We start from the raw sequence: 13,789 nt of genomic DNA, 5'->3' as shown, positions 1-13,789 counted from the left end.
AAAAGTTTTTAAAACTTTCAATAGATTGGATTTCGCATGGAGTTTCTCAGGTTGTGTAGTCCGCAAGCAATTTCCATAATCTGGTCATCAAAGTCATCTTTTAAATTACGGTACACATCTTTCAGGCATCGGCAGCGTTTAATACCACTGATGATATGTTCAACGACTACCCTGCGGGCAGAAATTTGACGGTTTTCTTCTTTTTCTTGTGGGGTCAGACATTTATTCCGTGGCTTCTTTTTTGGCTCAATGACGGTGACACCTTTTCCCATGTCAGCCCCCTTGAAGCCTAAATCACGTAAAATCACAGAACCCTCCGGTAATTGGGTCTGCTCCTCATCGGCAATTTTCTTGTCATGCTTCTTGCCTGAGTGAGTATCCCCTAAGTATTTGATATGTCTGTCAGCACAGCCAACGATGACATTGTTTTTAACCGTATGGGCTTTTTTTTTACCACTATAGTATTCGCGCTGGACATCATTATCCACGGGGCGCTGGATTCTCCGCTCTGTTCCGTCAATAATCAATTCCTGTTGCCCTTCTGGGTGTGACCGGAAGTGATGCATGGTCTAATATCCGGTAAATATTGCCATTACCATTAAATGAGTCCCCCCGATGTTAGACAAACCAACGCAGCTCGCCCAACGCCTTGCCCGTCATCCCGCACTTCAGGAACGGATTGAATCGATCCTAACCATTATGGAATCCAGCAGTGACGACTTGAAACGCGCCGATGAAGCAGAACGGCAGATCATCGAAACCCTGCGCCAACTGGGGCACGATGCGCTATCCGGCTGGGCACAACAGCATGAAGCAGCGGCCGCCGATCAAGGGCAACAGACAGCGGGTTGGCGTCCTATGGGTCAAAAAAACTCTACTGGCACAGTACCTACGGACAGATTGAAGTAAACGAACGGTTGTTTCGCCAAGGTACGTGCCTGCAACGGCCTTTTTCCGCCAGTGCGGCGGTGCGTTGCCGGGGAGTATCCGCGCCGCTGCAACGGGTGGTCACGGATTTTGGGGCGGATCATCCTTTCCGGCAGGTGAGTGAAAAACTTCAGGAACATTATGGCATCAGCTTGCCCCCGGAAACGATCCGGCAGACAACGGAACGTCATGGACGTCTGATGCTGGACAATACGGTACTGGAAACGACCCGGCCTGAGCGCACGGGAAAAGCCTGTGTGCTGGTGGAAATGGATGGCGGCATGGTTCCCATTGTCACGAGCGCCCCGGAAGCGGCTGACCGCCGCAAAGGTAAAACCCTGAACTGGCAAGAATTAAAGCTGTGCATTGCCCGCGAATTGGGGAGCACCCGCCGGTTTTATGGCGGAACGTTTAACGGCGGCACGGAACAGGCCGGACAACACCTGTACCATTGTGCCTGTCAGGCAGGCTTTGGACGGGCAACCGACATTCATGGCGTGGGCGACGGGGCGGTCTGGATTGCCGACCAGATAGAACACTGGTTTGGCAGTCAGGGTGCTTATCTGGTGGATTTTTACCATTTGAGCGAATACCTCGCGGAAGCCGCCCCCTCCTGCTCCTCTGACACCGACGCATGGCTGGAGCAGCGGCAAGCGGAATTGAAAGCCAACCGTTCTGCCAAGGTACTGGAAGCCCTGTTGCCTCATCTGGAAGCTCCCGCCACAGTGGATGCGCAAGCTCCTGTCAGGAAAGCTTACCGCTACCTCAATAACCGACGTGAGCAAGTGGATTATGCCGGGGCTATCCGGCAGGGACGCCCTATCGGCTCCGGCGAAATTGAAAGTGCTCACCGCTTTGTCGTACAAGCACACCTGAAAAAGCCGGGTGCTTGGTGGGCAGCAGAGAATGTCGATCCCATGCTCGCCCTTCGCGTGACTCGCCTGAATGGCGGATGGAATGATTATTGGCAGAATTTCTCCGCCTGCAACGCTGCTTAATGTGTCCGGGCATCACTTCCGTTCACACCCTGCCCTTCTTCTGCTAGCCGTTCCATTAATTCTGAGGATAGTCGAATGGGCTTATGTCCCATGTTATCCAATGCACTTTGTAATACGGGACACAAGCGGTGTATCCAGTGGTTTGCCACACTTTGGGGAAGATCAAATGAATACGCCAGCACTTCTTGTAAAGGATAGGTCTTCAGGTAAAACAGAATGAAAAACAGTTTGTCTTCTATTAATGCCAGTTTCCCATCAGAACGACCCCGCGTCTCATCAACACGTTTGCCCCGGGCGTGTAGGTCAGTTTGGTAAGCTGCACTGAACCGTTCGAGCAAACCCAAAAACTCCTTAACGTTGAGACTGGTCATGGCAACAAATGCCTTTTCATTGGATTTCAATGCGTTAAAACTGTACTCCGCCATGCCGTTAGTCCCTACTCTAGGCTATTATTACTGTCAGGAATTTACACTCTGGCTGTGTATCTTGCCATTGATAATTATTATTTATATATTTCAGTTTTTTATAGATAATGTCTAATGATTTGCTGGTGCTGAATCCCTACAAGAATATTCGGGTACTGACTGTCAGGCAGTATGCGGAGGAAAATGGCTTGCTCTCTGGTTCATGATACACGGGGCGGGCTTGATGCCTGCCTTGCTTGCGCCTATAGTCAGAATACCTAAATTACTAGAGAACGCGCTCCATGACTTCAAATACCAGATTCCGTTTTGCCCGTGCTGCACCTAGACCCCGCAGGCTTTGTGGAAGAGATGCGCCTTGCCGCTGCCATCAAGTGGTATGAGTTGCGGCGCGTGTCGCAGGAAAAAGCGGCGGAAATTGCCGGAATCAGCCGCGCTGATTTCATCACTGCATTGTCGTTGGCGAAGGTTTCCCCTTTCCAGCTAACAGCGGATGAGATACGCGAGGAATTGCATGACCTCCATTAATGTTGCGTTGTTGTAGGAGGTGAGAGAATTTCATTCTTTGGCATAACCCCTGTTTTCTCTGCCCATATTCTGCTATATAAAGCCTTGCTAATTTTCCATCACAGGGCTTCTCATGACTGACAACCTCACCAACAATCCCGCCGGTTACCTTAGCGAACTGCAACGCATCGAGCGCGAACAAGAACTCGCCAAACTCCGCACCCTCAGCCTCGAATTTATGGGCGTGTTGAACTACTTCCCCAAACTGCACGAAGAACTGAATGCTTTCCATAATACTGATGGTATCGCTTTTCATAAGCTTGATGATCGTTTGCGTACCATATTGGGGGAGGCTGCCAACTTGCAATTTAAAATTCAGGGTTTAGCTCGGTTACAGCGTGATGTGCCCAAAATGCGAGAGTTTTTACAGCGTTTGCAACAGGAAATGGGGTTGCAGTTTGTGGAACGCTTTAGTACTCAATTCAGTGAATTATGCGATGATATTGATCGATCCTTTGTAAAGGATAAAGCTATTCCAAAGCAGGAAAAAAGCTGGGCAAATACAATGGGGCAAGACCAATGGGGTCGTTACGGTGATTTGGTTATCAACGGAGTGCATCAGCGTTTCCGCTGGATTGATCCGGGAAGTTTCTTGATGGGATCACCAAAGTCAGAAACCAGCCGTTTCAACGATGAAGAGCAACATCGTGTAACGCTTACGCAAGGATTTTGGCTGGCAGATACTGCTTGCACACAGGATTTGTGGGTAGCAGTGATGGGTAGTAATCCCGCACGTTTTCAGATCAGTCTGGAGCATCCAGTTGAGCGTGTGAGTTGGGATGATATTCATATCTTTTTAGAGCGATTTAAAAGTTATCTATTGAGCGACTTGCAAAATCCGACAAACTGAGTTGCTCAATTTTCAGCATTGACCGAACGCCGCATATTCAGCCGATTTTTTACTCAATTTGACCAACGAAACCTGAGCTTTTTCAGTTTTACCGTAACTTTTGCTAAATTTCACCCATACCGATGCGACTGCTCCTGTTTTTCAGTCAGTCTTCCCGTGTTTTTTCAAACCCAGTCGCTTTATAACAAGACACGCATCAGTTGATCAGCACTCAACACCAAAATCCCAAACATCAAGTGGCTGTAAACTTTTTGCGCACCTTGCACCCACACATTCCGACCACCAAATTCATCCTTCAGGCGGGCATTGGTTCGTTCTACGGTGCTGCGAATTTTGTAACGCTCGGCATCAGCAGGTTCAAACGCTTCTTTCTGTCCGCCGCGAGGATTGTGATCAATCAGAGGGACATGCCCCAGATGACGGCTGTATTCGTGCAAATCAGCACTGCAATAGGCTGCATCCATCAGGTCGTAGAGACTGGTGACACGTTGGGCACTGATTTGAGAGAGTGGGATGGCTGCCCCGCTGTCGTGAAACGAGGCGGAAGACAGAATGGCTGCTATCGGGACACCACAATCGGCGGTATCGATATGCAGTTTGTAGCCGTTCCAACTGTGCTTGTAGCCTTGGGCATTCTTCTTCGTCCCCCGGTTACACTGAACCGGTATCTCATCGAGTGCTTGCTGAAGTGACTGTTCCCGTTGGCGCTGAATCCGTGTTTGCCCTTGTTTTTTCTTTGGCTTTTCCTCGGCAACAGGCCGTTCACGTGCCTCAATGGCTGTTGAATCCCGACACAGGTGGCCGATCAGCGCATCGCCCAAATACGTTTTCACCAACGTTTCATGCACACGTTCCGCTAAACGCTGTTCAGCAAATTCAGCGAAGGCACGTGAAAAGGTGGATTCGGAAGGCAGTTTCTTGGTCAGGGGAAACCCGCAGATGCGTCGCAGGGAGCGATCGTTTTGCAGCCGGTCAATGAGTGCTCGCGTATTGACAATATTGAGCACGCTTTTGGCGACAAAAGCATTGGCAAACCAAGATCGCTCCGTCGCTGGCCGTCCAGACCCATCACGAAAAGAGCGCACAAAATCTTCAATGCGCGTCAGCTCCAGTACGTGAATGAGTTTTTCAAGCTTGGGGGTCAATGTGCCAAAGGCATCATTGAAGCAAGGTAGTATTTCAATTTGCAGCAAACTCCAGCGTTGTGCAATCAGGGCGCGTTCGGTAGAATTCATAGCGTGGGCTTAATGGTTGTTTTGACGCTTCTATTATCGCCGAAAACGGCAGCCCACACTTCTTTTTTCTTTCAGATGAAGGAAGGTTCACGCTGAAAATGTAATTTTGCAAGTGGCTCTATTAACTGGTGGTGTGCGTTTACCAACAGAGTCGGAATGGGAATATGCCTGTCGTGCAAGCATAAAAACAGCTTTCTATTTTGGTACAAGCAGTGATCCACAGCAGATTAATTACGATGGTAGTTGGCCGTATGAAGGTAAAGCAGGAGTATTTAGAAATAAAACGATACCTGTTAAGGAATTGCCTCCTAATAAATGGGGACTGTACCAGATGCATGGTAATGTGTGGGAATGGTGTCAAGATCGTTATGGTCGCTACCCTACTGAGTCGTCTATTGATCCACAAGGAGATGCCAAAAGTACTGACCGCGTTATACGCGGTGGTTCTTGGTATAACAAGGGTCTCTATTGCCGATCTGCTCATCGTCGTTCGCGCTCACAGACTTATACCTTACAGCGTCAAGACCTGAACATTTTTAAAGGTTTGAAAATTTGTTGTCATCAACTGGGTCAGTTCTTTCTTGTGATCGGTATCCAGCTTGTCGAGACAGTTGGTGATGGCCGCCTTGAAAGCGGGAAACTTATCATAGTATTTCGAGTACAAGCATTTTTTCTTGACGAACTTCCACAACCGTTCAATCAGATTGAGGTTGGGTGAATAGGTCGGTAAAAATAATAGTTCAATATTGAGCCTTTTCGCACAGGCAAACACGGCTTCACAGCGTTGATACTTGGCATTATCCAAGACCAAAGTGATCGGTATTTTGAGTGCTAACGCTGCAATTTTTTCCAATAATTCACACACGCTGTTAGCGTTGATATAGGAGTCGTTAGTGATCGTGATGAGTTGTAGCGTTATCGCATTGAGTGCGCCCAATACGTTGTAGCGTTGTCGACCACAGGGGGCTTTGATGAATACGCGGGAAAATGACCACAAAAACCCCAGAAACGGTGCTAACACGAAGTGGGCGGCATCGACAAAAAAAGGCGCGTTTGCCCTCCTTAGCCTCCTGAATGCGCGGTTTTAGTTCATTTTCCAGGAACTTTTCTTGTGCTTCCACATCAGCTTTGGCGGGTATCATCCCCACTTTATGGATGTCCATCCCTATTTTCTTCATAAAGACACGTACCCTGTCCTCACTGCGTTTGATGCCTGTCAGCTCCTCAATCTTAGCGGCTGCCGCCTTGCTGGTTGCGGGGGGATATTCACGAAAATAGGCTTCAATCTTGTCTTTATATGCCATCAAATCACTCTGTGGTTTATTGAATCGTATTTCTTTAAGAGCTTCTAAACCGTTAGGTTGTAGGTAGGCGTTTAGGTAGGCAAGCAGCGTGGCTTCTGTAATCCTTTCCAATCGTTTGATTTCCTTATGCGTCAACTGTTGGGATTTCAGGTACAGCACGGACATTTTCTTACGGACTCTGGGATGAGGATGGCGCTCCTTCCAGTAGAACAGCTCCGCTATCTCATCCTCAGTGAAAGTGATTTTTAATGTCATACATTACTCATGGCTGCTTTTGTTACCAGTCATCTAACCATATTTCCTTGATCAAAAAAACTATTTTATGGCACGGACTGGTATATCGAAGTAACGATGTCGGTTTTCGACTTTTAATACAATGACTATTGCACTGTCCTCTGATGTGGAACGGAATATGGGCAAAGATTATGCTGAGGGTTATCAGCAAGCGCGGGAAGATGGTGGCAATAACCGTTTGGCGATGCGGGCGTTTAAGCGTTTGTTGAACGTGAGCGCGTATTTTCCGGGGTTTGAGGCGCGGGATGCGGAGTTTTTCGATGGATATAAAGACGGTGTGCGGGATTCGGTTCGGGTTATTCAGACAACAGCAACGGGGGCGAGTATGAACGATACACAAGGGCGCGGTCACAGTGAAAGAAGCGTGGAAATCACTCCGCAACGTCCATTGGAAAATAAACCTGCAACAGAGGACGTACAGGCTACGACTTCGGCAACATTAGCCAACTTGCAGGAGCAAGTGAAAGCAGCAACGTATTCTACTTTAAACAGAGGTTCTTCCATGTCAGCGACATCGTTTTCCCATCAGGTTGAATTGTTACAAAACCTGAAACAGTACTTGGGCGATTTTCAAGAACGCTTGTTGGGTGTTTCAGCCAATTACCAGCGCAAGGTAGATGAGTTGCACTGCGCGGGCATGATGGATGAAACCTACGCTCGTTACATCGAGAATGAGTTGGCACAAACTCAAGCGATGATTGCACGGTTAGTTGACCACATCAGTGCCAGCGATATTCCCACCGTCGAGCGTGAAATCAGCTATTTGGAGTCGCATTAATGCCGCAATTGCACATCGGTTCGTTGGGGCAATTACAGCACCCTGCGCTTGTGCCGTATGAGAACCGCAGCCCGTGGTTATTGGCTTACGACACCACTTCCTTGCCATTAGCTGCGGAGGTGGGCGAAGGTGTGGCGTTGCAATTGTTGCAGCAATATGGCTTGGGTCACGCACGGGTGGCACTGTTTGAAGCAAATCCAAGCCCGCATTTCGTCCAGCTTAAACGACTGTTCGCCGCTTCGGAACAACGTTGGGGCGAACAGCTTTTCACCGCCAAAGATTGCCTAAAACGCCTGACGGAGTTGGAGGAATTGGTACACCGCCGTTTTGCGTTATTGGCGCAAGCGGGCGCGGCGGACATCCACACCTACAATGCAAATGCTGCCCGCGCCGAACCCATTATTTACTTGTTGCTCAATGGGTTGGGCAATGCCCTATCCGAACCGCAACCCTTGCAACAATTGGAAACCCTGTGCAGCCAAGGGGCAGCGGTCGGCATTATTCCGTTGCTGTTGCATAATACGCAGGAACAAACCGACCTACAGCTACCGGATGCGCGGCGTAAAGCCCTGCAAAGTTTTTGGCAGACGGTGTATTCGCAATCCGTGGGATTGGATATGCGTGGGCAAGTGCAACCGCTGAATATTCCCAGCGAATTATGGCGGTTACTACAGCGTTTCGGCTTGCAAGTGGGTGTTGGGCAACTGAGTATACCTTACAGCGTCAAGACCTGAACATTTTTAAAGGTTTGAAAATTTGTTGTCATCAACTGGGTCAGTTCTTTCTTGTGATCGGTATCCAGCTTGTCGAGACAGTTGGTGATGGCCGCCTTGAAAGCGGGAAACTTATCATAGTATTTCGAGTACAAGCATTTTTTCTTGACGAACTTCCACAACCGTTCAATCAGATTGAGGTTGGGTGAATAGGTCGGTAAAAATAATAGTTCAATATTGAGCCTTTTCGCACAGGCAAACACGGCTTCACAGCGTTGATACTTGGCATTATCCAAGACCAAAGTGATCGGTATTTTGAGTGCTAACGCTGCAATTTTTTCCAATAATTCACACACGCTGTTAGCGTTGATATAGGAGTCGTTAGTGATCGTGATGAGTTGTAGCGTTATCGCATTGAGTGCGCCCAATACGTTGTAGCGTTGTCGACCACAGGGGGCTTTGATGAATACGCGGGAAAATGACCACAAAAACCCCAGAAACGGTGCTAACACGAAGTGGGCGGCATCGACAAAAAAAGGGCGCGTTTGCCCTCCTTAGCCTCCTGAATGCGCGGTTTTAGTTCATTTTCCAGGAACTTTTCTTGTGCTTCCACATCAGCTTTGGCGGGTATCATCCCCACTTTATGGATGTCCATCCCTATTTTCTTCATAAAGACACGTACCCTGTCCTCACTGCGTTTGATGCCTGTCAGCTCCTCAATCTTAGCGGCTGCCGCCTTGCTGGTTGCGGGGGGATATTCACGAAAATAGGCTTCAATCTTGTCTTTATATGCCATCAAATCACTCTGTGGTTTATTGAATCGTATTTCTTTAAGAGCTTCTAAACCGTTAGGTTGTAGGTAGGCGTTTAGGTAGGCAAGCAGCGTGGCTTCTGTAATCCTTTCCAATCGTTTGATTTCCTTATGCGTCAACTGTTGGGATTTCAGGTACAGCACGGACATTTTCTTACGGACTCTGGGATGAGGATGGCGCTCCTTCCAGTAGAACAGCTCCGCTATCTCATCCTCAGTGAAAGTGATTTTTAATGTCATACATTACTCATGGCTGCTTTTGTTACCAGTCATCTAACCATATTTCCCTGATCAAAAAAACTATTTTATGGCACGGACTGGTATAAATCATGGGCGGATAACTTGTTGGCAGCGACTCAGCAAGCGCAAGATAATAACGGCGAAAGCGATTTCCTGCACAGCCGCATTGGGCTGGCGGGGGCGAATCCGGCGTATTTCAGCATGGGGGAAAAGTCCGATGCGTATCATGCATTGATTGGTGGTGCCACGCGCACGGGCAAAACCACATTGCTGAACAATTTGATTCTCAATGCTTGCGAAGCCTATTCGCCGCAACAATTGCAACTGACCTTAATGGATTTCAAGGATGGGGTAAGTTTCTGGGAGTATGCCGATTTGGGGCATATTGCCGCGCTTTACGCACCGACTGAGGCGAATTTTCCGGCTGCGTTACAGTGTTTGGCACAATTTGAACAACAGATCAGCACTCGCTACGCCCAATTCCGTACTGAACGGGTAGCGCGTTTAGCGGACTATAACAACGTGTCCGCGCAACCGTTACCGCGCTGTTTATTAGTGGTGGATGAAGTACAAAGTTTATTTGAAGGGCGTGACTATCAACAAAAAAGCGAGGTGAAGCGCATTCTTAGCAACATCGCGAAAAAAGGCGCGGCGGCGGGGGTACACATGATCCTCAGCACGCAATCTTTCCAAAATGTCGAGCTGGAAGGCGACGTGAAAGACCAGTTCCACCTGCGGATTGGCTTACGTCATGCCAGTGCAATAGGGTGTCGGGCGTTGATGGGACGTGATAATGATGCCATGCTTAATCTCGAACGTTTCACCGCTATTTACAACAGCCATCAGGGTGAGTCACAGCATAACCGTTTGGTCGCTTTGGATGGATTACCCGATTTCCATGCACGGCTAGATAACCTGAAGGCTCAATACCCAGCTACTGCCTGTCATCAATCCAGCCTGAATGAACCTTTAGCACAAACCACGCCCGTAGCCATCAGTAAGTTTATAGATGGGGATGTCAGTGAGCCTTGGTAAAAACACTAATCACCAGCAAATCGGACTAAATGACACGTCATTGAGCAGACTAAGGTCATCCCCATTCTGCCCAATCACAAACAACCCCTTGCGGATGGCATACGCCGCCACATGGGACGGGATCACCATTCCCGCCACCGCCGCATACACGCACGAATCGGCATAACGCGGCAACAATCGTTTCAGTTTGCCCAAGCGTTCCAGATGCTCGTTTACATCATCAATGCTGAGGTTGCTTTTGCATTCTACCGCCACCGTGTCGGTATCGTTGACCACCAGCAAGTCCAGTTCCAGTGACTCGCCATCCCGTTTGGCGATGATGTTCTGGTGAACTTCATGCACATCAATCCCACGTTCGCGGAAAAGCCGCACCGCAGCAGGACGTACAGCTTCCCCAATAAAGTCACCTAAACGATTGCCCAGCCTACCGATTTGAGTGGAGACTTCCTTGATTTTGCGGTCGGTAGCTTGAGACATTTCCTTGATTTGCTGTGAAGTATCCCTGATCTGTTGGTCGGTATCTTTGAACTTTTGGTCAGTTTCTTTCTGGGAGGCAACCAATTCCTGCAACAGACGCAGAATGTCGTCAAAAGTTGGCGGTGGTGTCGTAAGGGTTGTCATGATCAATTTCCCGATGATGCTACATTCTCTATGTTAGCACAGCGCGGATATTTGGAATAATTAGAACCATGCACTCAATTTGACCGTTTGCGGCGCAATTTGTTGATCCGTACCCTGATGGTGCGGTTCTGGAATACGCCGTATGCGCATCGCTTGGTGCGTTGGGGGACGGCGGGTACGGCGCGGTTTGTGGATTCGTCGTTGGAACGGGTGCAGGTGAAAATCAATGGTTTGACCGATTCGCGCTACGTGGTGGCGTGTAATGGGCGGCGTGTGCCGATGAAGGCTACTGGCGTGAAGGGTGAGTATGTGGCGGGAGTGCGCTTCCGCGCTTGGCAGCCGCCTTCCGCGTTGCATCCGACGATTGGGATTCATGCGCCGTTGGTGTTCGACATCATTGATACTTGGAATGGGCGTTCGGTGGGTGGTTGCACTTACCATGTGTCGCATCCGGGCGGGCGCAATTCCGAGATCTTCCCGGTGAATGCGTATGAGGCGGAAAGTCGGCGCTTCTCGCGTTTCCGTGAGGAACATACGCCGGGGGTTATTGAGCCGAAGTTCTTGTCGGAAGCCACGCGGGCGTTCTATGAGCATGGGGCGAAGCCGCAGCCGATGAGTCCGCCGCCGGAAGAGGTGAATGCGGATTATCCGTATACATTGGATTTACGGCGGTCATAATAACCCCCTCCTAACCTCCCCCCGCCCCTCCTTTTGCAAGGCGGGGCTTTTTGCTTCCTGCTCAATTGATGTCCACCGTCTGTCCAATGCGGGCGGGTGGGAAGGCTATCGGGGGTGGAGATCGGCAACTTGTCGCATCGCCGTGAGTTGGGTTTGTGCTAAAATCACAGTCCTACAGTCATCACTTCGGTAGGTCAGCACTATGCAGGACAAGTACATCAACCCCTTCACTGACTTCGGTTTCAAGAAGTTGTTTGGGGAAGAGCCGCACAAGGAACTGCTGATCAGTTTCCTGAATACGCTGCTGCCAGAAAAACACCGGGTTCAGGACTTGCAGTACACCCGTAATGAACATCAGGGCTACACCGCGCTTGACCGCAAAGCCATTTTTGACCTGAACTGTATCAGCCCGACGGGTGAACGTTTCATTGTCGAGTTGCAGAAAGCCAAGCAGAATTTTTTCAAGGATCGCAGCCTGTATTACGCCACGTTTCCGATTCAGGAGCAGGCACAGCGGGGCGATTGGGATTATAAGCTGGCGGCGGTTTATACCATCGGTATCCTTGATTTTGTGTTTGAGGAAGACCGGGAAATCCACGACAAGGAGGTGATTCACACCATCCAGCTTAAAAACCAGAATGGGCATGTGTTTTACGACAAGCTGACATTCATTTACCTGACACTTCCCCATTTTAATAAGTCGCTGGATGAACTGCATACGACGCAAGACAAATGGCTGTATATATTCAGGCATTTGCACGAAATGCAGGAAATACCGCCTGTTTTGCACGAAGCAATATTCCTTAAGCTGTTTGATGCGGCACAAATTGCTTGTTTCAACCCGACAGAACGTCGCGCTTACGAAGACAGTTTGAAGCATTACCGTGATTTGAAGAATGCCGTCGATACAGCGCGTGAAGAAGGGCTGGAGGAAGGTATTCAGAAAGGGCGCGAAGAGGGGATGAGGCAATCCATATTGGCATTGCATTCCAACGGTTTTGACACGGCGAGTATTGTTAAAAATCTGGGTATTTCATTGGCAATGGTGGAATCGGTTCTGAGTGCGCTAGGAAAATGGGAATGAATGCTCATGTTCAAGCGGAAATTGCGCGGCGAGTCATGATTTTGGTGCGGCATTTTACCCCGTTTACGAAGCCACGCTGCTTGCCTACCTAAACGCCTACCTACAACCTAACGGTTTAGAAGCTCTTAAAGAAATACGATTCAATAAACCACAGAGTGATTTGATGGCATATAAAGACAAGATTGAAGCCTATTTTCGTGAATATCCCCCGCAACCAGCAAGGCGGCAGCCGCTAAGATTGAGGAGCTGACAGGAATCAAACGCAGTGAGGACAGGGTACGTGTCTTTATGAAGAAAATAGGGATGGACATCCATAAAGTGGGGATGATACCCGCCAAAGCTGATGTGGAAGCACAAGAAAAGTTCCTGGAAAATGAACTAAAACCGCGCATTCAGGAGGCTAATGCTGGGGCGGATAAGCCGCTGGCTTGCCATTGGCTGATGAGGGTTTGCCATTCGCTGGCGCGGCGGTGAGGGCGTTTCATCGGGGTTTCCTTCGGTTGTTCAGGTTGGAAACCAGTTTAGGACGTGGAAATCGCGAGGGCTAGACGTGCTGAAATGGTCGCTTACAGTATATGAGCATATCAGGGCAACACGCCCTCTAATACCTTCCAAACATTTCCCAACACCTGCGGCTGCGCTGCTGCGGTGGGGTGCAAGCCATCTGCCTGCATCAAATCCCAATCTTCCGCTACGCCCTCAAGCAAAAATGGCACGATTGGCAGCGCGTATTGTTTGGCTAGTTCTGCATAGATGGCTTCAAATTTGTCAGTGAAAGTTGTGCCATAATTCGGTGGTAGCTTAATGCCGATCAGTATTACTTGTGCCTTGGCTTCCTGTGCCAGTTTCACCATTTGTTCCAGATTGCTGCGCATGGTCGGCAAGTCAATACCACGTAACCCGTCGTTTGCGCCCAGCTCCAGTAACAGATAAGCGGGTTGGTGTGTTTTAAGGGCGTCGGGTAAACGGGTCAAGCCGCCAGCACTGGTTTCACCGCTGATGCTGCCGTTAACCACGCGGTATTTATCTTCCAGCTTCTCTTGTAACAGGTTTACCCAGCCTTCTTCGACCGGAATCCCATAAGCGGCGCTCAAGCTATCACCCCAAATTAAGAGGGTTGGGAAATCCCTAGCAGCGGGAGGTGTCTCATTCGCCATAACCACAGTCGTGACTGGTAAAAAGCCCAAGAGGCAAAAGATCAGGTAAAGTGTGCGCAACATCAACGGATTCCT

Annotated in this window: 13 protein-coding genes and 3 pseudogenes; 9 read left to right on the top strand and 7 right to left on the bottom strand. The window is 49.2% G+C overall.

Translation table 11 applies throughout. The features are described 5' to 3' along the window. Positions 1-17 precede the first annotated feature (17 nt). Positions 18-566, bottom strand: coding sequence for a transposase family protein (locus QJT81_12875; protein WGZ92742.1), 549 nt, complete (start codon positions 564-566; stop codon positions 18-20). 49 nt (positions 567-615) lie between these two features. Between QJT81_12875 and QJT81_12870 the strand changes: the two genes are divergently transcribed. Further along, a protein-coding gene (locus tag QJT81_12870) for an ISKra4 family transposase (protein WGZ92741.1) occupies positions 616-1,925 on the top strand; the annotation gives its coding sequence in 2 pieces (ribosomal slippage) (positions 616-825 and positions 828-1,925; 1,308 coding nt in all). Here the strand turns inward: QJT81_12870 and QJT81_12865 are convergent. Further along, a complete protein-coding gene (locus tag QJT81_12865; protein WGZ92740.1) occupies positions 1,922-2,350 on the bottom strand; it encodes a transposase family protein in 429 nt (142 codons plus the stop codon). The genes QJT81_12870 and QJT81_12865 overlap by 4 nt on opposite strands. A gap of 312 nt (positions 2,351-2,662) precedes the next feature. Here QJT81_12865 and QJT81_12860 point away from each other — a divergent pair, with 312 nt between their 5' ends. Together QJT81_12860 and QJT81_12855 are read left to right on the top strand one after the other, a co-directional pair. Next, a complete protein-coding gene (locus QJT81_12860) occupies positions 2,663-2,875 on the top strand; it encodes a UPF0175 family protein (GenBank protein WGZ96483.1) in 213 nt (70 codons plus the stop codon). A gap of 112 nt (positions 2,876-2,987) precedes the next feature. Then, positions 2,988-3,764 carry an SUMF1/EgtB/PvdO family nonheme iron enzyme gene (locus QJT81_12855; GenBank protein WGZ92739.1) on the top strand — a complete coding sequence of 259 codons (777 nt, stop codon included), beginning with the start codon at positions 2,988-2,990 and terminating at the stop codon, positions 3,762-3,764. 179 nt (positions 3,765-3,943) lie between these two features. Here QJT81_12855 and QJT81_12850 read toward each other — a convergent pair whose 3' ends face one another. Both QJT81_12850 and QJT81_12845 read right to left on the bottom strand, forming a co-directional pair. Further along, complete coding sequence (locus tag QJT81_12850) at positions 3,944-4,999, bottom strand: transposase (protein ID WGZ92738.1); 1,056 nt, start codon at positions 4,997-4,999, stop codon at positions 3,944-3,946. A gap of 511 nt (positions 5,000-5,510) precedes the next feature. Continuing rightward, positions 5,511-6,558, bottom strand: a pseudogene (locus tag QJT81_12845) (IS630 family transposase). A 121-nt stretch (positions 6,559-6,679) separates the two neighbouring features. On the opposite strand from QJT81_12845, the gene QJT81_12840 reads away from it, so the two are divergent. Both QJT81_12840 and QJT81_12835 read left to right on the top strand, forming a co-directional pair. Then, on the top strand, positions 6,680-7,375 hold the full coding sequence (locus tag QJT81_12840; GenBank protein ID WGZ92737.1) for a hypothetical protein: 696 nt from the start codon (positions 6,680-6,682) through the stop codon (positions 7,373-7,375). Further along, positions 7,375-8,109 carry a hypothetical protein gene (locus tag QJT81_12835; GenBank protein WGZ92736.1) on the top strand — a complete coding sequence of 245 codons (735 nt, stop codon included), beginning with the start codon at positions 7,375-7,377 and terminating at the stop codon, positions 8,107-8,109. The genes QJT81_12840 and QJT81_12835 overlap by 1 nt, the downstream gene beginning before the upstream one ends. On the opposite strand, the pseudogene QJT81_12830 reads toward QJT81_12835, so the two are convergent. Next, a pseudogene (locus tag QJT81_12830) lies at positions 8,091-9,139 on the bottom strand (IS630 family transposase). The gene QJT81_12835 and the pseudogene QJT81_12830 sit on opposite strands and share 19 nt — an antisense overlap. 102 nt (positions 9,140-9,241) lie before the next feature. On the opposite strand from QJT81_12830, the gene QJT81_12825 reads away from it, so the two are divergent. Beyond that, on the top strand, positions 9,242-10,174 hold the full coding sequence (locus QJT81_12825) for an FtsK/SpoIIIE domain-containing protein (GenBank protein ID WGZ92735.1): 933 nt from the start codon (positions 9,242-9,244) through the stop codon (positions 10,172-10,174). 9 nt (positions 10,175-10,183) lie between these two features. On the opposite strand, the gene QJT81_12820 is transcribed toward QJT81_12825, so the two are convergent. Beyond that, positions 10,184-10,795, bottom strand: coding sequence for a hypothetical protein (locus tag QJT81_12820; GenBank protein ID WGZ92734.1), 612 nt, complete (start codon positions 10,793-10,795; stop codon positions 10,184-10,186). A gap of 87 nt (positions 10,796-10,882) precedes the next feature. Here QJT81_12820 and QJT81_12815 point away from each other — a divergent pair. The 3 genes and pseudogenes from QJT81_12815 to QJT81_12805 all read left to right on the top strand — a co-directional run bounded on the left by QJT81_12815 (position 10,883) and on the right by QJT81_12805 (position 13,031). Then, a pseudogene (locus QJT81_12815) lies at positions 10,883-11,473 on the top strand (transglutaminase family protein). Positions 11,474-11,675: 202 nt separating this feature from the next. Then, positions 11,676-12,557 (top strand): Rpn family recombination-promoting nuclease/putative transposase, encoded by an 882-nt coding sequence (locus QJT81_12810; protein WGZ92733.1) that lies wholly within the window; start codon positions 11,676-11,678, stop codon positions 12,555-12,557. Positions 12,558-12,845: 288 nt separating this feature from the next. Next, positions 12,846-13,031 carry a hypothetical protein gene (locus QJT81_12805; protein WGZ92732.1) on the top strand — a complete coding sequence of 62 codons (186 nt, stop codon included), beginning with the start codon at positions 12,846-12,848 and terminating at the stop codon, positions 13,029-13,031. 110 nt (positions 13,032-13,141) lie between these two features. On the opposite strand, the gene QJT81_12800 is transcribed toward QJT81_12805, so the two are convergent. Next, positions 13,142-13,777 (bottom strand): arylesterase, encoded by a 636-nt coding sequence (locus tag QJT81_12800; protein ID WGZ92731.1) that lies wholly within the window; start codon positions 13,775-13,777, stop codon positions 13,142-13,144. Positions 13,778-13,789: the final 12 nt, after the last annotated feature.

The organism is Candidatus Thiothrix putei (assembly GCA_029972225.1).
Taxonomy (GTDB): domain Bacteria; phylum Pseudomonadota; class Gammaproteobacteria; order Thiotrichales; family Thiotrichaceae; genus Thiothrix; species Thiothrix putei.
Note: the sequence above shows the minus strand (reverse complement) of the source record. Positions and strands in the feature narration are given on the sequence as shown.

What these genes read in the sequence shown, in the direction of transcription:
- QJT81_12875 (WGZ92742.1), bottom strand. Translation starts at nt 566, where the DNA reads ATGCATCACTTCCGGTCACACCCAGAAGGGCAACAGGAATTGATTATT.
- QJT81_12865 (WGZ92740.1), bottom strand. Translation starts at nt 2,350, where the DNA reads ATGGCGGAGTACAGTTTTAACGCATTGAAATCCAATGAAAAGGCATTT.
- QJT81_12855 (WGZ92739.1), top strand. Translation starts at nt 2,988, where the DNA reads ATGACTGACAACCTCACCAACAATCCCGCCGGTTACCTTAGCGAACTG.
- QJT81_12850 (WGZ92738.1), bottom strand. Translation starts at nt 4,999, where the DNA reads ATGAATTCTACCGAACGCGCCCTGATTGCACAACGCTGGAGTTTGCTG.
- QJT81_12840 (WGZ92737.1), top strand. Translation starts at nt 6,680, where the DNA reads ATGACTATTGCACTGTCCTCTGATGTGGAACGGAATATGGGCAAAGAT.
- QJT81_12835 (WGZ92736.1), top strand. Translation starts at nt 7,375, where the DNA reads ATGCCGCAATTGCACATCGGTTCGTTGGGGCAATTACAGCACCCTGCG.
- QJT81_12820 (WGZ92734.1), bottom strand. Translation starts at nt 10,795, where the DNA reads ATGACAACCCTTACGACACCACCGCCAACTTTTGACGACATTCTGCGT.
- QJT81_12810 (WGZ92733.1), top strand. Translation starts at nt 11,676, where the DNA reads ATGCAGGACAAGTACATCAACCCCTTCACTGACTTCGGTTTCAAGAAG.
- QJT81_12805 (WGZ92732.1), top strand. Translation starts at nt 12,846, where the DNA reads ATGAAGAAAATAGGGATGGACATCCATAAAGTGGGGATGATACCCGCC.
- QJT81_12800 (WGZ92731.1), bottom strand. Translation starts at nt 13,777, where the DNA reads ATGTTGCGCACACTTTACCTGATCTTTTGCCTCTTGGGCTTTTTACCA.